Origin of the sequence: Streptomyces sp. S4.7 (assembly GCF_010384365.1) — a bacterium.
In the GTDB taxonomy this organism is placed as follows: domain Bacteria; phylum Actinomycetota; class Actinomycetes; order Streptomycetales; family Streptomycetaceae; genus Streptomyces.
Genome location: NZ_CP048397.1, coordinates 5,280,900 through 5,299,187, shown reverse-complemented (window position 1 = coordinate 5,299,187; position 18,288 = coordinate 5,280,900). Strand labels below are relative to the sequence as shown.

General features: G+C 71.3%; 16 protein-coding genes. 12 read left to right on the top strand and 4 right to left on the bottom strand.

What is annotated here, in order from left to right:
- The first annotated feature begins 130 nt into the window (after nt 1-130).
- The 4 genes from SSPS47_RS23800 to SSPS47_RS23785 all read left to right on the top strand — a co-directional run bounded on the left by SSPS47_RS23800 (nt 131) and on the right by SSPS47_RS23785 (nt 2,803).
- Nucleotides 131-769 (top strand): AIM24 family protein, encoded by a 639-nt coding sequence (locus SSPS47_RS23800; protein WP_203557911.1) that lies wholly within the window; start codon nt 131-133, stop codon nt 767-769.
- Nucleotides 769-1,419 carry an AIM24 family protein gene (locus tag SSPS47_RS23795; protein ID WP_147873805.1) on the top strand — a complete coding sequence of 217 codons (651 nt, stop codon included), beginning with the start codon at nt 769-771 and terminating at the stop codon, nt 1,417-1,419. The genes SSPS47_RS23800 and SSPS47_RS23795 overlap by 1 nt, the downstream gene beginning before the upstream one ends.
- Complete coding sequence (locus SSPS47_RS23790) at nt 1,416-2,192, top strand: AIM24 family protein (protein ID WP_164252803.1); 777 nt, start codon at nt 1,416-1,418, stop codon at nt 2,190-2,192. The genes SSPS47_RS23795 and SSPS47_RS23790 overlap by 4 nt, the downstream gene beginning before the upstream one ends.
- Before the next feature lie 134 nt (nt 2,193-2,326).
- Nucleotides 2,327-2,803 (top strand): MarR family transcriptional regulator, encoded by a 477-nt coding sequence (locus SSPS47_RS23785; protein ID WP_164252802.1) that lies wholly within the window; start codon nt 2,327-2,329, stop codon nt 2,801-2,803.
- On the opposite strand, the gene SSPS47_RS23780 is transcribed toward SSPS47_RS23785, so the two are convergent.
- A complete protein-coding gene (locus SSPS47_RS23780; protein WP_164252801.1) occupies nt 2,753-4,381 on the bottom strand; it encodes a HAMP domain-containing sensor histidine kinase in 1,629 nt (542 codons plus the stop codon). The two genes, SSPS47_RS23785 and SSPS47_RS23780, sit on opposite strands and share 51 nt — an antisense overlap.
- Entirely contained in the window at nt 4,378-5,040 is a 663-nt protein-coding gene (locus tag SSPS47_RS23775) for a response regulator transcription factor (protein WP_164252800.1), read from the bottom strand. Before SSPS47_RS23775 ends, SSPS47_RS23780 begins: the two co-directional genes overlap by 4 nt.
- Before the next feature lie 114 nt (nt 5,041-5,154).
- On the opposite strand from SSPS47_RS23775, the gene SSPS47_RS23770 reads away from it, so the two are divergent.
- Nucleotides 5,155-5,913, top strand: a complete 759-nt coding sequence (locus SSPS47_RS23770) for a PepSY domain-containing protein (RefSeq protein ID WP_164252799.1) — start codon at nt 5,155-5,157, stop codon at nt 5,911-5,913.
- A 374-nt stretch (nt 5,914-6,287) separates the two neighbouring features.
- Here SSPS47_RS23770 and meaB read toward each other — a convergent pair whose 3' ends face one another.
- On the bottom strand, nt 6,288-7,247 hold the full coding sequence (gene meaB, locus SSPS47_RS23765) for a methylmalonyl Co-A mutase-associated GTPase MeaB (protein WP_147873811.1): 960 nt from the start codon (nt 7,245-7,247) through the stop codon (nt 6,288-6,290).
- A gap of 81 nt (nt 7,248-7,328) precedes the next feature.
- A complete protein-coding gene (locus SSPS47_RS23760) occupies nt 7,329-8,531 on the bottom strand; it encodes an acetyl-CoA C-acetyltransferase (RefSeq protein WP_164252798.1) in 1,203 nt (400 codons plus the stop codon).
- 141 nt (nt 8,532-8,672) lie between these two features.
- Here SSPS47_RS23760 and mce point away from each other — a divergent pair, with 141 nt between their 5' ends.
- From mce to SSPS47_RS23725, 7 genes are all read left to right on the top strand, one after another.
- On the top strand, nt 8,673-9,110 hold the full coding sequence (gene mce / locus SSPS47_RS23755; RefSeq protein WP_164252797.1) for a methylmalonyl-CoA epimerase: 438 nt from the start codon (nt 8,673-8,675) through the stop codon (nt 9,108-9,110).
- Nucleotides 9,111-9,279: 169 nt separating this feature from the next.
- Nucleotides 9,280-13,020 carry a polarized growth protein Scy gene (gene scy, locus SSPS47_RS23750; protein WP_164252796.1) on the top strand — a complete coding sequence of 1,247 codons (3,741 nt, stop codon included), beginning with the start codon at nt 9,280-9,282 and terminating at the stop codon, nt 13,018-13,020.
- A gap of 114 nt (nt 13,021-13,134) precedes the next feature.
- Complete coding sequence (locus tag SSPS47_RS23745; protein WP_147873815.1) at nt 13,135-14,073, top strand: cellulose-binding protein; 939 nt, start codon at nt 13,135-13,137, stop codon at nt 14,071-14,073.
- 165 nt (nt 14,074-14,238) lie between these two features.
- Nucleotides 14,239-15,234, top strand: coding sequence for an ATP-binding cassette domain-containing protein (locus SSPS47_RS23740; protein ID WP_164252795.1), 996 nt, complete (start codon nt 14,239-14,241; stop codon nt 15,232-15,234).
- 3 nt (nt 15,235-15,237) lie between these two features.
- On the top strand, nt 15,238-16,017 hold the full coding sequence (locus tag SSPS47_RS23735; protein ID WP_164252794.1) for an ABC transporter permease subunit: 780 nt from the start codon (nt 15,238-15,240) through the stop codon (nt 16,015-16,017).
- Nucleotides 16,018-16,180: 163 nt separating this feature from the next.
- Entirely contained in the window at nt 16,181-17,404 is a 1,224-nt protein-coding gene (locus SSPS47_RS23730; protein WP_164252793.1) for an ATP-binding cassette domain-containing protein, read from the top strand.
- Nucleotides 17,401-18,246, top strand: coding sequence for an ABC transporter permease subunit (locus tag SSPS47_RS23725; protein ID WP_164252792.1), 846 nt, complete (start codon nt 17,401-17,403; stop codon nt 18,244-18,246). The genes SSPS47_RS23730 and SSPS47_RS23725 overlap by 4 nt, the downstream gene beginning before the upstream one ends.
- Nucleotides 18,247-18,288 lie beyond the last annotated feature (42 nt).

Below are 18,288 nucleotides of genomic sequence, written 5' to 3'. Positions count from 1 at the left end.
GTCGGCTCGTCGCGGCCGTCGCGCACATGGCCGCGCGCGAGTGATCATCTTGTGAACGCGTGCACAAGCGACGTCTCATTGTGCACCAGGCTTTGCCCGCTTTTTATCCGGGTCCGGATACCTTCGACCTGTGGCTCAGTTGCGACTCCAAGGCAGCAAGGTGCTCGCCGTCGACATGGCGGGCGACTCGGTACGGGCGAAGAACGGCTCGATGGTCGCCTACGACGGCCGGATGGCGTTCAAGAAGCTGTCCGGCGGCGGTGAGGGCATACGGGGGATGGTGACCCGGCGTCTGACCGGCGAACAGATGGTCATGATGGAGGTGAAGGGCGAGGGCACCTGCTTCTTCGCGGACCGCGCGAGCGAGATCAGTCTCGTCTCGCTGCACGGCGACAAGCTGTACGTGGAATCGAGCAACCTGCTGTGCACGGACGGCGGTCTGCGCACCGGCACCAGCTTCACCGGTCTGCGCGGCGGCGCGAGCGGCAACGGGCTCTTCACGACGACCGTCGAGGGCACGGGCCAGGCGGCGATCATGTCGGACGGCGTGGCCGTGGTGCTCCGGGTGACACCCCAGTACCCACTCTCCGTCGACCCCGGCGCGTACGTCGCCCACCAGGGCAGCCTCCAGCAGCACCTCCAGTCCGGTGTGAACTTCCGGACGATCATGGGCGAGGGCGGTGGCGAGGCCTTCCAGATGCGGTTCGAGGGCGACGGTCTGGTGTACGTACAGCCGAGCGAGCGCAACACCGTCGGGGGCGATGTCTGATGCCGTTCCGGGAGATCAACTCGAAGATGGTCGAGGCCACGGTGGCGCCCGGCCGGCGGATGTTCAGCCAGCGCGGCGCAATGCTCGCCTACCGGGGCGAGGTCACGTTCACCCCCAACACGGCGGGCGGGCAGGGCGGTCTGATGTCGATGATCGGCCGGCGTGTGGCGGGTGAGGCGACCCCGCTGATGACCGTCGAGGGCAGCGGCACCGTGATGTTCGGCCACGGCGGGCACCACATCCAGGTGATCGACCTCTCCGGCGACACCCTGTATGTGGAGGCCGACCGGCTGCTCGCGTTCGACGGGTCGCTGGAGCAGGGCACGATGTTCATGGGCGCGCAGGGCGGTGTGATGGGGATGGTGCGCGGCCAGGTGAGCGGTCAGGGCCTGTTCACCACGACGCTCAAGGGGCATGGCTCGGTCGCCGTCATGGCGCACGGCGGGATCATCGAGCTGCCGATCGGCCAGGGCCGTACGGTCCATGTCGACCCCCAGGCGTACGTCGCCCACCACGGCGAGGTACGCAACAAGCTCTCCACCGCGGTCGGCTGGCGCGACATGGTGGGCCGGGGCTCGGGCGAGGCGTTCCAGCTGGAGCTGAGCGGCAACGGTGCGGTGTACGTCCAGGCGTCGGAGGAGAAGCTGTGAGCGCGCCCGTGATTCACGACCCGTCGACGCTGCCGAGCGACGACAACGTCAACGCGTACACCTTCTGCGTGGAGCTCAAGGGGAGCCAGTGGTTCCTCCAGAAGGGCAAGATGATCGCCTACTACGGGCGGATCGACTTCAGCGGCATCGGCCACGGCCGGCTCGACCGGCTGGTGCGCACCAGCTTCCACTCACCGCTGCACGCGAGCGACTGGGTGGTGGCGGAGGGCAGCGGCAAGATGCTCCTCGCCGACCGCGCCTTCGACGTCAACTCCTTCGACCTGGAGAACGGCAATCTGACGGTCCGCTCCGGGAATCTACTGGCGTACGAGCCGTCGCTGGCGCTCAAGCAGTCGATCGTGCCGGGCTTCCTGACCCTGATCGGCACGGGGAAGTTCGTGGCCGCGTCGAACGGTCCGGTGGTCTTCATGGAGCCGCCGCTGCGGGTGGATCCGCAGGCCCTGGTGGGCTGGGCGGACTGCCCGTCGCCGTGCCACCACTACGACCACGTCTACATGACGGGGGTGATGGGCGGGCTGCGGGCGATGAGCGGGCTCGGCGGGTCGTCGGGCGAGGAGCACCAGTTCGAGTTCGTGGGGGCCGGGACGGTACTCCTCCAGTCGAGCGAGGCGCTGCTGGCCGAGACGGCGCGGGGCGTGGTGCCGAACGAACCGGGCGTACCGGGCGGCGGGGCCCCACCGGGCGGACAGCCGGGCGGCACGCCCCGGATACCTGGACAGCTGGGCGACCTCCAGCGACGCTTCGGGCTGTAAACGGTAGTCTGCGGAGTGTGACCTCGAACACGTGCGCCTTTTCCGTGCCGGAAGTTCCCGGGGCGGCTCTTCTGTGCCCGGCGTCACACTCGCGGACTTCGTCCAAATTTCAACATCTTAGGTAGAATTCATATATGGAGACCGAGACGGCCACCCGTTGGCTGAGTGACGCGGAGCAGTGCACCTGGCGCACCCATCTGGACGTCAGCAGACTGCTGATGCACCAGCTGGAGAAGGACCTCCAGCCGTTCGGGCTGACGAACAACGACTACGAGATCCTCGTCAACCTCTCCGAGGCCGAGGAGCGGCGCCTGCGGATGAGCGATCTCGCCGCCGTCACGCTGCAGTCGAAGAGCCGTCTCTCGCACCAGATCACCCGGCTGGAGACCGCGGGGATGGTGCGCCGGGAGAACTGCGAGTCGGACCGCCGCGGCCTCTTCGCCGTCCTCACCGATCAGGGCATGGAGACGATGCAGAAGGTCGCTCCGCACCACGTCGCCTCCGTACGGAAGCACTTCATCGACCTCCTGCCGCCCGAGGCTCTCGCCGCGCTGAGCAAGTCACTCACGCCGGTCGCCGAGCACCTGCGGGGGCGCCGCGCCAAGAGCTGAGGCGCCGGCCGGGACCGGTCCCTCCGGATCCCGGCCCGCGGCGGGCAGGCGCAGCTCGAACAGGGCGCCGCCCGCCTCACCGCGTCCGACCTCCAGTGTGCCGCCGTGCCGGTGCGCCACGTCGCGGGCGATCGCCAGGCCCAGTCCGGCGCCGCCGTCGTCCCTGCTGCGGGCGTCGTCGAGCCGTACGAACCGCTCGAAGATCCGCTCCCGCTCCTCCTCCGGCACCCCCGCCCCGTCGTCGGAGACCGCGAGCACCACCTGACCGCCCTCCCGGCGCACCGTCGCTCGGATCTCACCGGCCGCGTGGCGCTGCGCGTTGTCCAGCAGATTGCCGAGCACCCGCGCCAACTGGCCGCGCGAGCCCGCCACTTCGGCGCTGCTCCGGACCTCCGGCACCACCGGGATCCGGTCGGCCGAGCGCTGCGAGACCTCCTCACGCACCAGTGCGGCCAGATCCAGCCGCGTACGCCCGGCCTGCTCCCCCGCGTCGAGACGGGCCAGCAGCAGCAGATCGGCGGCGAGCTGCTGGAGCCTTACGGTGTCGGCCACCGCGCCCGGCACGTCCAGCAACTCCGGGTGCGCCGCGCCCACTTCGAGCTGGGTGCGGAGCGAGGCGATGGGACTGCGCAGTTCGTGGGAGGCGTCGGCGACGAAACGGCGCTGGCGCTCGACGGAGGCTTCGAGGGCGGTGAGCGTCTCGTTGGTCGTCCGGGCCAGCTTCGCGACCTCGTCGTGCGTGCCCGGCTCGGGCACCCGCCTGCTCAGGTCCTCGGAGGCGGTGATGGCGGCCATCTCGCGCCTGATGCCCTCGACGGGCTTCAGCGCGCGCCGTGTCACGAGCCAGGTCACACCGCCGACGACGACGAGCAGGGCGGGCAGCCCGATGATCATCGCGATCTGGGCGGCGGCGACGGCGCTCTGCTGCGGGCCGAGCGAGGCGCCGACGTGGACGAGGTAGGGGCCGCCCGCCATGCCGGTGACCTCGCGCTGCGAGAAGCGGTGGTCGACGGTCGTGCCTTGGACGGTCACGCTTCCTTCGCTGTGCCCGGTGGGCCGCGAGACCTTTCCGTCGGCCGGGGCGCCCGGGGGCCGGCTGTCGTCGTCGTCCCCGCTGTCGTCGTCACCACCGCTGTCGTCGTCGTCCCCGCTGTCGTCGTCACCACCGCTGTCGTCGTCGTTGTCGTCATCGTCGTCGCCGGTCGGGGCGGGCGACGGGGTGGGCGTGGGGGTCGGCGCCGTGGTGGGCGGGGGCGACGCGGGCCGTACGGCGGACACACCGGTACCGGTGATGCTCTGCATGTCCTCGCTCGCGATCAGCAGCCGCCCCTTCGCGTCGGTCACCTGGGTCGGGTGGTCCTCGCTGTCCGGCAGCTCCAGCTCGCCGATGGGCACGTGGTTCGCGATCTGCTGGGCGACCTCGTTCGACCACTGGTCGGCCTGCCCCTCCGCCTGGTCGGTCAGGTTCGAGCGCAGCGCGAACAGCAGGGCGAACGCGGCGGCCACCAGGGCCACGGCCACGACGAGGGTCGCGGCGAGCGCGGCCCGGGACCGTACGGAGGAGAAGGGGCGCCTCATACGGCGACCAGCCGGTATCCGGCGCCGCGCACCGTCTGGATCGTCGTGGCGCCGAGCTTGCGGCGCAGCGCGCTGATGTAGACCTCGATGATGTTGGGGTCGCCGTCGTACGCGAAGTCCCAGACGTGCTCCAGGATCTCGGGCTTGCCGACGACCTGTCCCGCCCGGATCGCGAGCTGCTCCAGCACCGCGAACTCCTTGGCGGTGAGGGTGATCTCGGTGTCCCCCCGGTGGACGCGCCGGGTCGCGGTGTCGACGCTGAGTGTGCCGACGCGCAGAACGGGCGAGGCCCCGGCGGAACCCCTGCGGCGCAGGAGCGCCTTGACCCGCGCGACGAGCACGACGTACGAGAACGGCTTGGTCAGATAGTCGTCGGCGCCGGTGTCCAGGCCCTCGGCCTCGTCGTACTCGCCGTCCTTGGCCGTCAGCATCAGGATCGGTACGTCGTTGCCGGCGGCGCGCAGGGCGGCGCAGAGGCGGTAGCCGTTCATGCCGGGCAGCATGATGTCGAGCACGATCAGGTCGTACGCGCCCTCACCGGCCAGATGGAGCCCTTCGAGGCCGTCGTGCACGACGTCCACGGCGAAGCCCTCGGCCCGCAGGCCCTTGGCCAGCGACACCGCGAGCCGCTTCTCGTCCTCAACAATCAACAGGCGCATCCGGACAGCCTCCCAAAACGAACCTGAAGACGGCTTCAGGTGGCTTCAGGCTGCGTTCAGCTTCCGTCAGCGAGCTTGAGGTCAAGCGAAACGGCCCGACGGGGAGGAACCCTCATGAAGCGCGATCTTGTCATCGCCAGTATCACCGCGGCGGCTCTGATCGGCGGCGGTACGTACACCGCGGTCGCGACGGGTGCCACCGACACCGGCGCGGACGCCGCGCCGAAGACGGTCTCCTCGGCGTCGCTCGTGAACGACGACCGCGACGACCGCGACGACCGCGACGACCGGAACGAGCCGGACGACGACCGGGACGACAACGGCGCCGGCAACAGCGGCGGCAACGGCAAGGACGACACCTCCGCGGCGGGCTCGAAGCTGACCGCGGCCCAGGCCGCCGCGGCGGCGCTGAAGCAGCACCCGGGCAAGGTGGAGTCCGTCGACCTGGACGACGACGATGACGACGACCGCTCGTCCGCCGGCCGGCACTGGGAGGTCGACATCATCGGCCAGGACGGCAAGTGGTACGACCTGCGGGTCGACGCCTCGACGGGTGCGGTCCGCGCGGACAACGACGACGACGATGACGACGACGACCGCCGCGAGCGCGCCGCGGTGCGCGGCGCCGAGGTGGACGCCCGGGCGGCTGCCGCCGCCGCGCTCAAGAAGCACCCCGGCGCCGTGACGTCGATCGACTCGGACGACGACGACCGCAAGGCCGACCACTGGGAGGTGACGGTGCGGGGCGACGACGGCCGTACGCACGAGGTGACGGTCGACATGTCCTCCGGCACGGTGGCCGCGGACCGGGACGACAACGACGACCGGGACGACGACCGCGACGACCGTGATGACGACGGCGACGACGACTGAGCCCCGCGGCCCCCGGCCGCGGTCGACCCCGGGCGCCGGGCGGGACGCACACGCGTCCCGCCCGGCGCCCGGGTACGTTCCGCGGTGCATCGCGAGGCGGAGGACCGGCGTGGTGGATGGACCGGCCGTACTCGGCCGACTCCGGCAACGCGGCGGAGTGCCGGGCGTCGCGGGCCAGGCGGGACGTTCCGGCCGGTCCAGGTCCTGTCTTCGAACCGGCGCCGTCCGCCCGCAGGGCGGGGCCCGCGGCGTCCGGCGCGTGCGATCGCAAGACGGAGGATCCCATCCGTACCGGCCGTACTCGGGCGAGTCCCACAACGCGGCGGGCGTGCGTGCCAGGCGGCGTGAGCCGGACGCCAGTGTGAAGACAGGCCCTAGCCGCCCGTCAGCCCCGCCACCAGTTCGTCGGCCGCCGCGTACGGGTCCAGTTCGCCCGCGACGATCCGCTGGGCCAGCGCCCCCAGGCGCCGGTCGCCGCGCAGGTCGTCGATGCGTTCGCGGAGGGCGGTGACGGCGATGGTCTCCACCTCGCGGGCCGCACGCCGGGCCCGCCGCCGGTCGAGCACGTCGTGCTTCTCCAGCCACGCGCGGTGCTTCTCCAGGGCCTCGACGAACTCGTCGATGCCCTCGTTGCGCGCCGCCACCGTCTTGACGATGGGCGGGCGCCAGTCGGCGGGGCCGCGGGCCTCGCCGAGGCCGAGCATGTGGTTCAGCTCGCGCGCGGTCGCGTCGGCGCCGTCGCGGTCCGCCTTGTTCACGACGTAGAGGTCACCGATCTCCAGGATCCCGGCCTTGGCCGCCTGGATGCCGTCCCCCATACCGGGCGCGAGCAGCACCACCGAGGTGTCGGCCTGGGAGGCGATCTCCACCTCCGACTGGCCGACCCCGACGGTCTCCACCAGGATCACGTCGCAGCCGGCCGCGTCCAGCACCCTGATCGCCTGCGGCGCCGACCAGGCGAGCCCGCCGAGATGGCCGCGGGTCGCCATGGAGCGGATGTAGACGCCGGGGTCCGACGCGTGGTCGGACATCCGGACCCGGTCCCCGAGCAGCGCGCCGCCGGAGAAGGGTGACGACGGGTCGACGGCCAGGACGCCGACGCGCTTGCCCGCCCCGCGGTAGGCGGACACCAGCGCCGATGTCGTCGTCGACTTGCCGACACCGGGCGAACCGGTGAGCCCGATGACGTACGCGCCGCCCGACAGGGGCGCCAGCGCCGCCATCACCTCGCGCAGTTGCGGCGACGCCCCTTCGACCAGCGAGATCAGCCGCGCCACCGCCCGGGGCCGGCCTTCCCGTGCCTGGGCCACCAGTTGGGGGACGTCCACCGTCATCCGTACCGCGCTCCGTTCCGATCCGATCCGTTGCCAGCGACCCTGGCCACCCTGTTGCCGGCTACGCCCTCGGCGCCGGCGTCACGCCCGCGGCACCCGCACGATCAGCGCGTCGCCCTGGCCGCCGCCGCCGCAGAGCGCCGCCGCGCCCACGCCGCCGCCGCGCCGCTTCAGTTCGAGCGCCAGGTGCAGCACCAGCCGGGCGCCGGACATGCCGATCGGGTGACCGAGGGCGATCGCGCCGCCGTTCACGTTCACCTTTTCAGGGGACACGCCCAGCTCCTTCGTCGACTGGACGGCGACCGCGGCGAACGCCTCGTTCATCTCGATCAGGTCCAGGTCGTCGACGGCGATGCCCTCCTTCTTCAGCGCGTGCCTGATCGCGTTCGCGGGCTGCGACTGGAGCGAGTTGTCCGGCCCCGCCACATTGCCGTGCGCGCCGATCTCCGCGATCCACTCCAGGCCCAGCTCCAGCGCCTTGGCCTTGCTCATGACCACGACGGCCGCCGCGCCGTCGGAGATCTGCGACGCGGACCCCGCCGTGATCGTGCCGTCCTTGGCGAAGGCGGGCCGCAGCCGGCCCAGGGACTCGACGGTGGTCTCGGGACGGATGCCCTCGTCCTGGTCGAAGACCACCGGGTCGCCCTTGCGCTGCGGAATCTCGACGGGCGTGATCTCGGCCTGGAAGACACCGTTCTTCTGCGCGGCGGCGGCCCGCTGGTGCGACTGCGCCGCGACCTCGTCCTGCTCGGGCCTCGCGATCGCGAGACGGGTGTTGTGCTTCTCCGTGGAGGCGCCCATGGCGATGGACTCGAAGGGGTCGGTCAGACCGTCGTACGCCATCGCGTCGAGCATCTCGATCGCGCCGTACTTGTAGCCCTCACGGGACTTCGGCAGCAGATGCGGCGCGTTGGTCATGGACTCCTGGCCGCCCGCGACCACGATGTCGAACTCGCCGGCGCGGATCAGCTGGTCGGCCAGCGCGATCGCGTCGAGGCCGGAGAGACAGACCTTGTTGATCGTGAGCGCGGGAACGTCCATCGGGACACCGGCCTTGACGGCGGCCTGTCGCGCCGGGATCTGGCCCGCCCCGGCCTGGAGCACCTGCCCCATGATCACGTACTGCACCTGCGCACCGGTGACACCGGCCCGCTCCAGCGCGGCCTTGATGGCGAAGCCGCCGAGATCGGCGCCGGAGAAGGACTTCAGCGACCCGAGCAGCCTGCCCATGGGCGTGCGCGCACCGGCGACGATGACGGAGGTGGTCTTGTTCGAATCCGGCATGAGATGGGACCCCTTTGCCTGACGATTGGGGGTTAACGAGGGTTCACCAAATGTACTGACCACTCAGGTCCCGGGTCACCTGGCAACGAGTGTGACGGCGCGCACGTTGCGTAACCGGGCGGTTGGCGCTGCACTGTGCGCATGCTGACGCGAATCGACCACATCGGAATCGCCTGTCACGACCTCGACGCCACCGTCGAGTTCTACCGGGCCACCTACGGCTTCGAGGTGTTCCACACCGAGGTCAACGAGGAGCAGGGCGTACGGGAGGCCATGCTCAAGATCAACGAGACCTCGGACGGCGCGGCCTCGTACCTCCAGCTGCTCGAACCGGTCCGCGAGGACTCGGCCGTGGGCAAGTGGCTGGCCAAGAACGGCGAGGGGGTCCACCACATCGCCTTCGGCACCGCCGATGTCGACGGCGACTCGGAGTCGATCAGGGAGAAGGGCGTACGGGTCCTGTACGACGAGCCGCGCACAGGTTCGATGGGCTCGCGCATCACGTTTCTCCATCCCAAGGACTGTCACGGAGTCCTGACGGAACTCGTCACCTCGGCGGCGAAGCCCCAAGAGCACTGACCCGAACGATTCCCGGCCCGGTAGAGTGGGCCGCTCCGGGCCGGGGCCGGGTCGGGGCGGCGCCTCGGCCGATGATCTGTCACCATTCCCCGGGGGGCCGTTCGCCCGTCGGGCGGTGTCGAATGCGGAGTTGCCAGAGTTGCGACCAGGGGACGGATGGGACCGCGCAGTGCGGGGCTACGAACGCCAGGAGAGCCACCGAGCTGACGACGACCACCTTTCGCGGTTCGAAGCCGAGATGGATCGGCTGAAGACCGCGCGGGAGAAGGCCGTCCAGCACGCCGAGGACCTCGGTTACCAGGTCGAAGTACTGCGCGCGAAACTGCACGAGGCGCGCCGCAACCTCGCGTCCCGGCCCTCCTACGACAACGCCGACATCGGCTACCAGGCCGAGCAGATGCTCCGCAACGCGCAGATCCAGGCCGACCAGCTGCGCACCGACGCCGAGCGTGAGCTGCGCGAGGCCCGCGCCCAGACGCAGCGCATCCTCCAGGAGCACGCCGAGCACCAGGCCAGGCTCCAGGCCGAGCTGCACGCCGAGGCCGTACAGCGCCGCCAGCGGCTCGACCAGGAGCTGGCGGAGCGCCGCCAGACCGTCGAGTCGCACGTCAACGAGAACGTCGCCTGGGCCGAGCAGCTGCGCGGCCGCACCGAGACGCAGGCCCGCAGGCTGCTGGACGAGTCACGCGCCGAGGCCGAGAAGTCCCTGGGCGCCGCCCGCGCGGAGGCCACGAGGGTCGCCGAGGAGGCCCGCCGCCGGCTCGGCGCCGAGGCCGAGACCGCCCGCGCGGAGGCCGAGGCGATTCTGCAGCGCGCCCGCAAGGACGCCGAGCGGCTGCTCAACGCCGCGTCCACGCAGGCGCAGGAGGCCACCAGCCACGCCGAGCAGCTGCGCAGTACGACGACGGCCGAGTCCGACCAGGCGCGCCAGCAGGCGGGCGAGCTGAGCCGGTCGGCCGAACAGCGCATACAGGAGGCGGACGAGCGGCTGCGCGAGGCCCGCGCCGAGGCCGAGAAGATGGTCTCCGAGGCCAAGGAAGCCGCCGTCAAACGGCTGGCCGGCGCCGAGACCCAGTACGAGCAGCGCACCCGTACCGCCAAATCCGAGATCGCCCGGCTCGTCGGCGAGGCCACGAAGGAGTCGGAGGCGCTGAAGGCCGAGGCCGAGCAGGCGCTCGCCGACGCCCGCGCCGAGGCCGAGAAGATGGTCACCGAGGCGGCGGAGAAGGCCCGTACGGCCGCCTCCGAGGACACCGCCGCCCAGCTCGCCAAGGCCGCCCGTACCGCCGAGGAAGTCCTCACCAAGGCGTCCGACGACGCCAGGGCCACCACCCGCGCCGCGAGCGAGGAGGCCGAGCGCATCCGCAGCGAGGCCGAGGCCGAGGCGGACCGGCTGCGCGGCGAGGCGGCCGAACAGGCCGACCAGCTGAAGGGCGCGGCCAAGGACGACACCAAGGAGTACCGGGCCAAGACGGTCGAGCTCCAGGAGGAGGCCCGCCGGCTGCGCGGCGAGGCCGAGACGCTGCGTTCGGAGGCCGTCGCCGAGGGCGAGCGCATCCGGGGCGAGGCGCGCCGGGAGGCCGTCCAGCAGATCGAGGAGGCGGCCAGCACCGCCGAGGAGTTGCTGACCAAGGCCCGCGCCGACGCCGACGAGCTGCGCGCCACCGCGTCCACGGACAGCGAGCGGGTCCGTACGGAGGCCATCGAGCGCGCCACGACGCTGCGCAAGCAGGCCGAGGAGACCCTGGAGCGCACCCGCGCCGAGGCGGACCGGCTGCGCGCCGAGGGCGAGGAGCAGGCCGAGGAGACGAAGGCCGCCGCCGAGCGGGCCGCGGTCGAGCTGCGCGAGGAGACGGAGCGCGGGGTCGAGGCCCGCAGGGCCGAGGCCGCCGACGAGCTGACCCGCCTGCACACCGAGGCCGAACAGCGCCTGAGCGGCGCGGAGTCGGCGCTGACCGACGCCCGCGCCGAGAGCGAGCGGATCCGCCGGGAGGCCGCCGAGGAGACGGAGCGGCTGCGCGCGGAGGCCGCCGAGCGGCTGCGTACGCTCCAGGCCCAGGCGGAGCAGGAGGCCGAGCGGCTGCGCGACGAGGCGTCCGCGGACGCCGCCCAGTCCCGTGCGGAGGGCGAGTCGGCCGCGGTACGGCTGCGGGACGAGGCCGCCGAGGAGGCCGAGCGGGTCAAGTCCGAGGCGCGGGAGAGCGCCGACCGGCTGCGGTCGGAGGCCGCCGCCGCGGCCGAGCGGGTGGGGACCGAGGCGGCCGAGGCGCTGGACGCCGCGCAGGAGGAGGCGGGCCGCCGCCGCCGCGAGGCCGAGGAGTTGCTGACGGCCGCCCGTACGGAGGCGGACCAGGAGCGCGAGCGGGCCCGCGAGCAGAGCGAGGAGCTGCTGGCGTCGGCGCGCAAGCGGGTCGACGAGGCGCAGACGGAGGCGGCGCGGCTGGTCGAGGAGGCCGATCTCCGCGCCACGGAGATGGTGTCGGCCGCCGAGCAGACGGCGCAGCAGATACGGGACGCGGTCGCCGGACTGCACGACCAGGCCGAGCAGGAGATCGCGGGACTGCGCTCCGCCGCCGAGCACGCGGCCGAGCGGACGAGGTCGCAGGCGCAGGAGGAGGCGGACCGGGTCCGCTCCGACGCGTACGCGGAGCGCGAGCGCGCCGCGGAGGACGTGACGCGGCTGCGGGGCCGCGCCCAGGAGGAGACCGAGGCGGCGCGGGCGCACGCCGAGCGCACCGTCGGCGAGGCGGTCGCGGAGGCGGAGCGGCTGCGCGCGGAGAGCTCCGAGTACGCGCAGCGGCTGCGGACCGAGGCGTCGGACTCCCTGGCCACCGCCGAGCAGGACGCCGCACGCGCCCGCCAGGAGGCGCGCGACGACGCCAACCGCATCCGGGGCGACGCGGCGGAGCAGGCGGACCGGCTCATCGGCGAGGCGACGAGCGAATCGGAGCGTATGCGCGCCGAGGCCGCCGACACCGTCAACTCGGCCCAGCGGGCGGCCGAACGGCTGCGCGCGGAGGCGGAGCGGGTCAAGGCGGACGCCGACGCATCGGCCGAACAGACCATCAGCGAGGCCATCACGGAGTCGGACCGGCTGCTCGACGACGCGCGGGCGAGCGCGTCCAAGCGCCGCGGCGACGCGGCCGAGCAGGCCGACCAGCTCATCAACAAGGCCCAGGAGGAGGCGCTGCGCGCCGCCACCGAGGCGGAGGCGCAGGCCGACGCGATGGTGGGCGCCGCGCGCTCCGAGGCGGCGCGGATCCACGCGGACGCGACGGTGGAGGGCAACTCCCTGGTGGAGAAGGCCCGTACGGACGCCGACGAGTTGCTGGTCGGGGCGCGCAACGACGCCACGGCGATCCGCGAACGCACCGAGGAGATGCGGGTGCGGGTCGAGGGCGAGATCGACCAACTGCACGAGCGGGCGCGGCGCGAGACGGCCGAGCAGATGAAGAACGCGGGCGAACGCGTCGACAAGCTGGTCAAGGCGGCCACCGAGCAGCAGGCGGAGGCGGCGGAGAAGGCCAAGTCGCTGGTGGCGGAGGCCGGTTCGGAAGCGAGCAAGGTCCGAATCGCGGCGGTGAAGAAGGCCGAGGCGCTGCTGAAGGAAGCGGAGCTGAAGAAGGCCGAACTGACCCGTGCGGGTGAGAAGTTGCTCGCGGACGCCGAGGCGCAGGCGGCCCGGACCGTCGAGGAGGGCCGGCGTGAACTCGACGTCCTCGTTCGCAGGCGCGAGGACATCCAGGCCGAGATCTCTCGTGTGCAGGACGTGTTGGAAGCGTTGGAATCCTTCGAGACTCCGGCCGCGAGTGGCAAGACGGGTTCTGGCAGCGGCTCCGGCGGGGGTAACGTCAAGGCTGGTGCGACGGCGGGTGTTACTCGTACGGGTGGCAAGCCGTCCGACAGCTAGCCACTCAAAAGGCTGGACATTCTCCAGATCAAACCGGCATCCGCTCGATGACACGCCGCTTCGGCGCCTAGGATTCCCCCTATCACCTCACCGGTCTCATTCGACAGGAACCCCATGAGCGACACTTCCTCCCCATTCGGCTTCGAGCTCGTGCGGCGTGGTTACGACCGCGGTCAGGTGGATGACCGCATTACCAAGCTCGTCGCCGATCGTGACAGCGCTCTCGCACGGATCACCGCACTGGAAAAGCGCATCGAGGAGCTCCACCTCGAAACGCAGAACGCTCAGGCCCAGGTCACCGACGCGGAGCCGTCGTACGCCGGTCTGGGTGCGCGCGTCGAGAAGATCCTCCGCCTCGCCGAGGAGGAGGCGAAGGACCTGCGCGAAGAGGCCCGTCGCGCCGCCGAACAGCACCGTGAGCTCGCCGAGTCGGCGGCCCAGCAGGTGCGCAACGACGCCGAGGCGTTCTCCGCCGACCGCAAGGCGAAGGCCGAGGACGAGGGCGTCCGCATCGTCGAGAAGGCGAAGGGCGAGGCCTCGACCCTGCGCTCCGAGGCGCAGAAGGACGCGCAGCAGAAGCGCGAGGAGGCGGACGCGCTCTTCGAGGAGACCCGCGCCAAGGCCGCCCAGGCGGCCGCGGACTTCGAGACGAACCTCGCCAAGCGGCGTGAGCAGTCCGAGCGTGACCTGGCCTCGCGTCAGGCGAAGGCCGAGAAGCGCCTGGCGGAGATCGAGCACCGCGCCGAGCAGCTGCGTCTGGAGGCGGAGAAGCTCCGTACGGACGCGGAGCGCCGTGCCCGTCAGACGGTGGAGACCGCGCAGCGCCAGGCCGAGGACATCGTGGCCGACGCGAACGCCAAGGCCGACCGGATCCGCAGCGAATCGGAGCGCGAGCTGGCGGCGCTCACCAACCGCCGCGACTCGATCAACGCCCAGCTGACCAACGTCCGCGAGATGCTGGCCACGCTGACCGGTGCGGCCGTCGCCGCGGCGGGTACGCCGGCGGAGGACGAGCCGATCTCCCGCGGGGTCCCGGCCCAGCAGTCGCGCTAGTGCGGTGAACGGACGGGGTGCACCGGGTCCGCCCGGTGGGCCGGTCCGTCCGTGACCGCCCCGCTCGGGGCCGATGGACGAGGCTCCCGTTCCGCAAGTAACGATCGTGCAAGCCCCCCGCCACCGGAGTGGCGGGGGGCTTTGCGCAACCCATAGGTTGTCCGCATGATCGAGGTCGAAGGGCTCACCAAACGTTTCGGGAAGAAAATCGCGGTCGACCATCTCTCCTTCCAGGTCCGGCCCGGGGTGGTGACGGGTTTTCTGGGGCCGAACGGAGCCGGTAAGTCGACGACCATGCGGATGATGCTGGATCTGGACATCCCGACCGGTGGATCGGTCCGCATCGACGGGAAGCACTACCGCGAGCTCCAGGAGCCGGTGAAGTACATCGGGGCCCTGCTGGACGCGAAGGCGATGCACGGCGGACGCAGCGCGTACAACAACCTCCTGTGTCTGGCGCAGAGCAATCGCATCCCGGTGAGCCGGGTCAACGAGGTTCTCGACACCGTCGGTCTGACCGCCGTGGCGAAGCAGAAGTCGAAAGGTTTCTCGCTGGGGATGGGGCAGCGGCTGGGAATCGCCGCCGCGCTGCTCGGAGATCCCGAGATCCTGATGTTCGACGAACCGGTGAATGGTCTGGACCCGGAGGGCATCCACTGGATTCGCAACTTGATGAAAGCCCTCGCCGCCCAGGGCCGCACGATCTTCGTTTCCAGCCATCTGATGAGTGAAATGGCGCTGACGGCCGATCACTTGATCGTGATCGGTCAGGGCAGACTGCTCGCGAACACCTCGATGGCGGATTTCATCCAGACGAACTCGCGCAGTTTCGTAAGGCTCCGCTCGCCGCAGCAGGAGCAGATCCGTGACGCGCTCCACGCGGGCGGTTTCACCGTCGCCGAGGCGGGCGACGGCGCGCTGGAGATCGACGGCTCCACCTCCGAGGAGATCGGTGAGCTGGCCGCCGGGAACGGGCTCGTGCTGCACGAGCTGAGTTCCCAACGCGCCTCGCTGGAAGAGGCGTTCATGCAGATGACGGCCGAGTCGGTCGAGTACCACGCCCACTCCGCCCCCGGCACGGGCCCGGCGGCCCCCGCGTCCGGAGCCGCGGCCCCGGGGCCCCGGTGGGGACAGCACGACAACCAGGGCAAGGGAGTCTGACCCATGGCATCGGTACCCGCGGTCCTCCAGTCGGAGTGGACCAAGATCCGTACGGTCTCCTCCACGATCTGGACCCTCGCCGTCGCGTTCCTCGTCACCGTGGCCATGGGTGTCGCCCTGTCGGCGCTGCTCAACTCCACGTTCGACGATCTGTCGCAGGCCGAGCGCGTCACCTTCGACCCGACCTTCGTCAGCTTCTCCGGGATGATCCTGGGCCAGCTGGCGATGGTGGTCTTCGGTGTCCTGGTCGTCGGCTCCGAGTACAGCTCGGGCATGATCCGCACCTCGCTCGCCGCCGTACCGCAGCGGGGCGCGTTCCTCTTCAGCAAGCTGGCGGTCGCCGGGGCGCTGGCCCTGGTGGTCGGGCTCCTCACCGGCTTCGTCTCGTTCTTCCTCGGCCAGGCGGTACTCGGCGACCACGGGACGACCCTCGGTGAGCCGCACGTGCTGCGCGCGGTCATCGGCAGCGGTCTCTACATGGGGCTGATCGCGCTGTTCTCGATGGGCGTCGCGACGATGCTGCGCAGCTCGATGCTGTCGCTCGGCATCCTGATGCCGTTCTTCTTCCTGGTCTCGCAGATCCTCGCCTCCGTACCGAAGGCGAAGGAGGTCGCCCGTTACTTCCCCGACCAGGCGGGCTCCAAGATCATGCAGGTGGTTCCCGGCGCGATGAACTCCGACGACGGTCCGTACACCCCGTGGGAGGGCATGGGGATCATGGTGCTGTGGGTCGTCGCCGCGCTGATCGGCGGCTATCTCGTACTGAAGAAGCGCGACGCGTAGGGCTCGGTCCAGGGAGCGGCGGCGGACAAACCGGCCGCCGCTCCGTCGCAACGACTTGGCCGGAACCGTCAAGGCCCGGATATCCTCCTAACTCCTACGGGGGCTTTCGGTCCACAGAGGCCACCGCCCCGACACCTGACCGAGTTGTCGATGGGGCTGGAGAATGATCGAGGCAGTCGGCCTGACGAAGCGCTACGGCGCCAAGACGGCCGTGTACAACCTTTCCTTCCAGGTGAGGCCCGGTAGCGTCACCGGGTTCCTGGGCCCCAACGGTTCCGGCAAGTCCACGACGATGCGGATGATCCTCGGCCTCGACCGGCCGACCGCCGGCCATGTGACCGTGGGCGGGCACCCCTTCCGCCGGCTCCCCAACGCGCCCCGCCAGGTCGGCGCGCTCCTGGACGCCAAGGCGGTGCACGGCGGGCGCAGCGCGCGCAATCATCTGCTCTCCCTCGCGCAGCTCTCCGGCATCCCGGCGGCGCGGGTCGACGAGGTGCTGGGCGTGGTCGGTCTCCAGGACGTGGCGCGCCGGCGTTCCAGCGGCTACTCCCTCGGCATGGGGCAGCGGCTGGGCATCGCCGCCGCGCTGCTGGGCGACCCGCAGGTGCTGCTCTTCGACGAGCCGGTGAACGGCCTCGACCCCGAGGGCATCCTCTGGGTCCGCAATCTGATGAAGCAGCTCGCGTCCGAGGGCCGTACGGTCTTCGTCTCCTCGCACCTGATGAGCGAGATGGCCCTCACCGCCGAGCACCTGATCGTGATCGGGCGCGGGCAGCTGCTCTCCGACATGAGCGTCAAGGACTTCATCTCGCACAACTCGGCGGACTTCGCGCGGGTCCGCCCCGCGCAGAGCGACCCCGAGGCGCGCGAGAAGCTGGTCGCCGCGCTGGGCGAGGCGGGCGGCCAGGTGCTGTCCGAGCCGGACGGCGCGCTGCGGGTCACCGGGCTGCCGCTGCCCCGCATCAGCGATCTGGCGCACGAGTCGGACGTACGGCTCTGGGAGCTCTCCCCGCACCAGGCGTCTCTGGAGGAGGCGTACATGCGGCTGACGCAGGGCGCCGTGGACTACCGGTCGACGGCCGACCAGCTCGCCGGGTTCGCGCCGCCGCCGCAGCCGGGCTACGGCGGGCAGCTGTACCAGCCGCCCGTCGTGCCCGAGGTGCCGACGCAGGGCTGGTACGCGCCGCCGCCGCCCGGAGAGAACCCGTACGCGGCGCAGGGCGGCCCGGCCGGCCCGCGGCCCGCCGCGGCGTCCTCGCCGGTGGACGCGCCCGTGGCCGTACCCGCGGAGGCGCCCGCGCCCGTACCCGATCTCACCAAGCGCGGAAGCGACGCGGGCAGCGCGGGCGACGGGAAGACCGACACGACCGACAAGGACGACCGATGACAGCCCCGTACGAGCAGCAGGCGCCGATCTGGCAGGGCGGGCAGCCCCTCGGGTCGTACACCTCGCCGATCCCGGTCCGCCCGGCCACCCTCGGCGACGCGGTCGCCTCCGAGTGGACCAAGATCCGCTCCGTCCGCTCGACCATGTGGACACTCGGCGTCATGATCGTGCTGATGGTGGGCGTCGGCGGGCTCGCGGCGTGGGCCGTCTCCCTCTCGGAGACCACTCTCGGCACGGAGTCGGCGCTGCCGCTGGGCTTCTTCGGAGCGCTGCTCGGCTCGATCTGTGTGATCACCCTCGGCGTGCTGACCATCGCGTCCGAGTACGGGACGGGCATGATCCGCACCACCCTGACCGCCTGCCCCAGCCGGGCCCGGGTGCTGGCGGCGAAGTCGCTCGTCTTCTTCCTGCTCGTCCTCACCATCACGACGGTGACGGCGGCCCTGGTGGGCGGCATCCAGGTCGCGGTGCTGGACGGCCGCGCGCCCACCGGCCAGGAGTGGCTCCAGGCCACGCTCGGTGTCGGCCTCTACCTGGCGCTGCTGGGCCTGCTGTCTCTGGGCGTCGGCGCGCTCATCAGGCACTCGGCCGGCGCGATCACCATCATGATCGGGGTGGTGCTGCTGCCGCTGGTGCTGGCGATGTTCATGTTCTCGTCGTCACTGGTCGACGTGCAGCAGGCCCTCTTCGAGTACTCGATCCCGAGCCAGATCGCGGTCCTCTACGACACCTCGATGACCGGCTCGGGGCCGAAGGGCTGGGATCCGCTGTTCATCGGGACGGTCGTCACGGCCGCGGTGATGGCCCTCGCCTTCTTCTCGCTCGACCGGCGCGACGTCTAGGGGGCGTTTTGAAAGTAGCGTCGTGAGCCGGACGGGACTTTC

What these genes read in the sequence shown, in the direction of transcription:
- SSPS47_RS23760 (WP_164252798.1), bottom strand. Translation starts at nt 8,531, where the DNA reads ATGCCGGATTCGAACAAGACCACCTCCGTCATCGTCGCCGGTGCGCGC.
- meaB (WP_147873811.1), bottom strand. Translation starts at nt 7,247, where the DNA reads ATGACGGTGGACGTCCCCCAACTGGTGGCCCAGGCACGGGAAGGCCGG.
- SSPS47_RS23745 (WP_147873815.1), top strand. Translation starts at nt 13,135, where the DNA reads ATGAGCGACACTTCCTCCCCATTCGGCTTCGAGCTCGTGCGGCGTGGT.
- SSPS47_RS23770 (WP_164252799.1), top strand. Translation starts at nt 5,155, where the DNA reads ATGAAGCGCGATCTTGTCATCGCCAGTATCACCGCGGCGGCTCTGATC.
- SSPS47_RS23735 (WP_164252794.1), top strand. Translation starts at nt 15,238, where the DNA reads ATGGCATCGGTACCCGCGGTCCTCCAGTCGGAGTGGACCAAGATCCGT.
- SSPS47_RS23775 (WP_164252800.1), bottom strand. Translation starts at nt 5,040, where the DNA reads ATGCGCCTGTTGATTGTTGAGGACGAGAAGCGGCTCGCGGTGTCGCTG.
- mce (WP_164252797.1), top strand. Translation starts at nt 8,673, where the DNA reads ATGCTGACGCGAATCGACCACATCGGAATCGCCTGTCACGACCTCGAC.
- SSPS47_RS23780 (WP_164252801.1), bottom strand. Translation starts at nt 4,381, where the DNA reads ATGAGGCGCCCCTTCTCCTCCGTACGGTCCCGGGCCGCGCTCGCCGCG.
- SSPS47_RS23730 (WP_164252793.1), top strand. Translation starts at nt 16,181, where the DNA reads ATGATCGAGGCAGTCGGCCTGACGAAGCGCTACGGCGCCAAGACGGCC.
- SSPS47_RS23795 (WP_147873805.1), top strand. Translation starts at nt 769, where the DNA reads ATGCCGTTCCGGGAGATCAACTCGAAGATGGTCGAGGCCACGGTGGCG.
- SSPS47_RS23740 (WP_164252795.1), top strand. Translation starts at nt 14,239, where the DNA reads ATGATCGAGGTCGAAGGGCTCACCAAACGTTTCGGGAAGAAAATCGCG.
- SSPS47_RS23725 (WP_164252792.1), top strand. Translation starts at nt 17,401, where the DNA reads ATGACAGCCCCGTACGAGCAGCAGGCGCCGATCTGGCAGGGCGGGCAG.
- SSPS47_RS23785 (WP_164252802.1), top strand. Translation starts at nt 2,327, where the DNA reads ATGGAGACCGAGACGGCCACCCGTTGGCTGAGTGACGCGGAGCAGTGC.